This window comes from Ruegeria sp. BHSB064, from assembly GCF_059613205.1.
In genome coordinates, this window is sequence record NZ_JBXWSB010000206.1 from 1 (window position 1) to 4,679 (window position 4,679).

Genomic DNA, 4,679 nt, shown 5'->3' on the forward strand with positions numbered 1-4,679 from the left:
AACTGATCGAGCCGATCTTTCAAAGCTATCTGGGCGACCGGACGGCGCAGGCGGTCGAGATTGTCTATAACCCCGAATTCCTGCGCGAGGCTTCGGCGGTGGATGATTTCTTCAACCCGCCCAAGATCGTTGTGGGCACGGTCGATGGAAACCGATCCGCAGTGATGGACGAAATGCACGAGGGGCTGGATGCGCCGGTGTTCTATACCGCTTTTGAAGAGGCCGAGATCACCAAATTCGTCGACAACACCTGGCATGCCACCAAGGTGGCCTTCGCCAATGAGATCGGCCGTATCTGCCACAGCATGGGCGTGTCGGCCAAAACCATGCACGAGATTTTCGTCTCGGACACCAAGCTGAACATCTCGGCTTATTACACCCGTCCGGGCGGCGCGTTCGGGGGCTCGTGCCTGCCCAAGGATGTGCGTGCATTGCAGCATATTGCGGGTGAGGTGGGGGCCCATACCCATCTGATTGACAGCCTGTTGCAGACCAATCAGGCGCATAAAACCTATCAGGCGCAGGACATCATGGCGCGGCTGCCCGAAGGCGGTCGGGTGCTGATGGCGGGGCTGGCCTTCAAGGCCGGAACCGATGATCTGCGCGAAAGCCCCAATGTCGATATTGCCCGGCGGCTGCTGCAGGCGGGGTATCAGCTGTCGGTCTATGATCCGGCGATCAAACCTGCCGATCTGCGCGGACAGAACCTGGGCTATGCTTTTACCCATCTGCCCAATGTCGGCAGCCTGCTGGTGGACCATGCCACGGCCGAGGCCGGACCCTGGGATCTGGTGGTCGGGTCGAACCGGATCATCAATGAACTGAACCTTGGCGATACAGAAGTGGTAAGAACCTATGAATATGACTAGCCCTGTATCCGCCGTGCAACCGATCTCGTTCGAGGAACTACGCCAGAGCCAGCCCCTGAAGGGGCTGAAGGTTCTGATCGTGGTTGAAAACCTGCCGGTCCCCTTCGACCGCCGCGTCTGGATGGAGGCGCGCACGCTGGCGGCTGCTGGCGCGCTGGTCTCGGTCATCTGCCCCACCGGCAAGGGGCACGAGGAACGTGTCTGGGAAGATGAAGGCATCAAGGTCTATCGCCATCCGCTGCCTTTGGATGCCAGCGGCGCGCTGGGGTATCTGCTGGAATATGGCGCGGCGCTGTTCTGGGAAAGCTGGCTGGCGCTGAAGATCAAATTCACCCGCGGTTTTCACGTCATCCATGGCTGCAACCCGCCCGATCTGATCTTTCTGGTGGCGCTGCCCTTCAAACTGTTCGGCGTGCGCTATCTGTTCGACCACCACGACATCAACCCCGAGCTTTATGAGGCCAAGTTCAACAAGCGCGGCTTTTTCTGGAAGCTGATGAAGACGTTCGAACGGCTGACCTTCGCCTCGGCCCGGGTGTCGATTGCCACCAATGAAAGCTATCGCAAGATCGCCATCGAACGCGGTGGCATGGCGCCCGAGGATGTGTTTATCGTCCGCTCGGGCCCAGACCTCAGCCGGTTGCAGCACCTGCCACCAAACCCCGCCTGGCGCAATGGGCGCAGATACATGGTGGGTTATGTCGGCGTCATGGGCGATCAGGAAGGGATCGACCTGCTGCTGGAGTCGGTGGTGCATCTGGTGCAGGTGCAGGGGCGTGACGATATCCAGTTCTGCCTTGTGGGCGGCGGCCCCAGCCTGGACAAGCTGCGCGAACAATCTGCTGAAATGGGCCTGTCGGAGTATGTCACCTTCACCGGCCGTGCCCCAGATCAGGATCTGTTCGAGATCCTGTCGACCGCCGATGTCTGCGTGAACCCGGACCGGGTGAACGAGATGAACGACAAATCCACCATGAACAAGATCCTCGAATATATGGCGTTCGAGAAACCCATCGTTCAGTTCGACGTGACCGAGGGGCGGTTCTCGGCGCAGGAGGCCTCGCTTTACGCCAAGGCCAACGATCCGGTGGATATGGCCGACAAGATCACCGAACTTCTGGCGGATGACGATCGCCGCGCTGCCATGGGTCGCTATGGCCGTGCCCGGGTCGAAGCGGAAATGGCCTGGCCCCATCAGGTGCCCGCGCTGATTGCAGCGTATAAGCGGATCTGGAAGGGGTAGGGGGGTCTCTATCTGGCGGTTTGTTTTGTGTCGATCTGCCCGGGTGTTTTCTTGCGGTATCTCAACCGCATGGCCGGGGCTTCGATGAAATGCCAGGACAGAACGGCGCAGAACAAAGTGAAGGGCAGAGAGATCGCCATATTGATGGCAGGTGTTGTGACACCGGATTGCGCCACAAGCTGCTGGATGGGAAAGGCGTAGATATAGACCCCGTAGGAATAATCCCCCAGGCGGTTGTACTGTAACAGAGCCGGCCATTGGGCATATCCCAGAACAAAGACCGCATAAGACAGCGCAATCGCAAAAACCGGCAGGAACAGCGGGGTGAACCAGGCCGCAAAGGCCAGCGCACCCATCCCTGCCAGCACGCCCCAGGACAGGGGAATCTCGTCGCGCCACAGGTAAAGCACCATGCCCGAGAGGAAGGGCAGCCCAAGTGTGGTCAGAGTTTCGATACGCGGATTCAGGTCGACAAAGGCGGTCAGGGCATAAAAGCACAGGAATGCGATGGCCATCCCGGCAAAGATCTTTCTGTGACCCAGCAGCCCCAGCACCCCACAGATGAGAACGCCAACATAGCACGTGACCTCATAGGACAGTGACCAGAGCGATCCATTGATTGCGGGCCCATATGGGTTGTTCTGAAACACGCCGGGCAAGTCGTATTGCAGCTTGAAGAGCAGCATGTTGCGTATGAAATACTCACCAGCCTCTGACCAGAAAACCGTCGGGGGGGCTTGGGTCAGGACAAAGCCGGCAATCAGGATCGAGATCAGGGTGACAACGGCCAGCGCGGGAAACAGGCGCAGCCCCCGAGCGATCAGGAACGCTTTGGCCGAGGGCTTTCGATCAAAGCTGCGCGTGATGAAAAAGCCCGAGATCGCGAAAAACGCCCACACGCACATCATACCCAGCGAAAGCCCGTGCAGAACGGATTCAAAAGGCTGTCCATACGCGCCGCCCAGGCTGAGCGGATAGGCATGAGCCACCAGCACAAGGGTGGCCGCGATGATCCGGATCAGGTTGAAGTTGTTGTCCCGCCCGTCTGCCCGATCCGCGATACGGGGTACAGCCCTGACCGCTGAGATGTGCTTGGTGCTGTCACTCATTACGGGCACCTCCAGGATCAGAATGGAACAAATTGCGGCAAGCGGTTCAGGCTTGGCTCCATGAACCTTTGCAACCGCGCGTCTGCTTCGGCTTCGGTTTCGCCCGGCAGGATGGGGGTGACAAAACGGACAAGCGCCCCATCGGTGCGTCCCATGGTAAAGCCGTCCTGGATAACGCTTAACTTGGCGCGGAAATCATTGACCATGCGTTTGCCGCGCTGCTCGAACCAGTAATAGACCAGCTGTTTTGACAGTTCTTTCTGGATCACGGCACGGTTCACTGTGAAGCTGCCGTAAGGGGTGTTGCCAGGATTGATCTCATAAGGTTCGAGCGTGAAAATCTCCCAGCCGCCCACCGGCAGGCACACTTCGGGCGAGTGGATGCCTTCGCCTTCGGTCTGCTTGTCGTAAAAGGCCACGAACATGTTCACGAAGTCACCTGAGCCGGTGTCGATATAGGTGGCGTTGAGATAGTCGCTGGCCCCCAAAACCTGCTCGACCTGCGGGTCAAGGCTGGTGGTTGAACCGGACCAGTCTCCAAGCTGGCGGGGATAGAGCACAAAGGGATCCCGCTCAACTGGCTGCACTTCGGACGCGGGGCGCAGGACCCAGGCCGTGGACACCGCCAAAGTCAGCAGGGCCGCCGCCGCCAGCGCAACCGAGGCGCGGATGCCAAAGATACGCAGCGCAATCGGAGCCAGCCCTTCGGTGTCCAGATCGATTGTCTCGGCAAAGGGTTTCGGATTGGGGGCCATGCGCTGCAGGCCGATGGCCATCAGGAACAGAATAGCGACGCAGAGCAGGAAGATGATCCAGCCTTCGAAGAAATGCATGAACCCTTCGGCATGTTCGATGCCGTTCTGGTTAACCAGAATACCGATCACACCGATGCGGACGGAATTCATCAGCACGGTCAGCGGCGCGGCTGAGACCAGCAAAACCACCTTGTGCCAGATCGGGCCGCGATAGAGCAGGGCGAAGAGATACGAAAAGCTGAGAATCGGGAACAGGTAGCGCAGGCCCGAACAGGCTTCGGCCACCTGCAGCTTGTAGACGCCCAGGTCGATGACATTGCCTTCGATGAAGACCGAAACCCCCGCCATCTGGACGAACCAGACGCCCAGCTCGGACGAAATCCATTGCAGAAAGATCGTCAGTTTCCAGTACAGGAATTGCGGCAGGGGCAGCATGAACACAAGGTGGATCACAGGCAGCTGGTGATGTATGCCGCGCTGCCAGCCGAACACCGTAAGCATGACGCCGCCGGTCCAGATGATCATCGCATAGGTGACGATATCCGGGATGCGCGCCAGATTGCCCAATATGGCGATAGCCAAAGCCACCGCCACCACGGCCACACCGGGCCAACGGTCATGAATGACCGGGTTGGGTGGGGGAAAGTTCCGCAATTCCCGCAGGAACAGATACAGCGAGATGACAGGGATCAGCGGCCCGTGG

General features: G+C 59.2%; 4 protein-coding genes. 2 read left to right on the forward strand and 2 right to left on the reverse strand.

Features of this window, described 5'->3' with window-relative positions; translation table 11 throughout:
- On the forward strand, positions 1-869 hold an 869-nt coding region (locus tag AC2FNU_RS24030; protein WP_496793808.1), incomplete at its 5' end, for a nucleotide sugar dehydrogenase.
- The gene (locus tag AC2FNU_RS24035; protein ID WP_496793813.1) at positions 862-2,112 is read left to right on the forward strand and encodes a glycosyltransferase family 4 protein; all 1,251 of its coding nucleotides are present in this window, start codon (positions 862-864) and stop codon (positions 2,110-2,112) included. The genes AC2FNU_RS24030 and AC2FNU_RS24035, both read left to right, overlap by 8 nt.
- An 8-nt stretch (positions 2,113-2,120) precedes the next feature.
- Here the strand turns inward: AC2FNU_RS24035 and AC2FNU_RS24040 are convergent, their stop codons facing one another.
- The gene (locus AC2FNU_RS24040) at positions 2,121-3,221 is read right to left on the reverse strand and encodes an acyltransferase family protein (protein WP_496793818.1); all 1,101 of its coding nucleotides are present in this window, start codon (positions 3,219-3,221) and stop codon (positions 2,121-2,123) included.
- 17 nt (positions 3,222-3,238) lie between these two features.
- Positions 3,239-4,679, reverse strand: a 1,441-nt coding sequence (gene xrtD / locus AC2FNU_RS24045) for a VPLPA-CTERM-specific exosortase XrtD (protein WP_496793820.1), incomplete at its 5' end; no start/stop codon positions are given.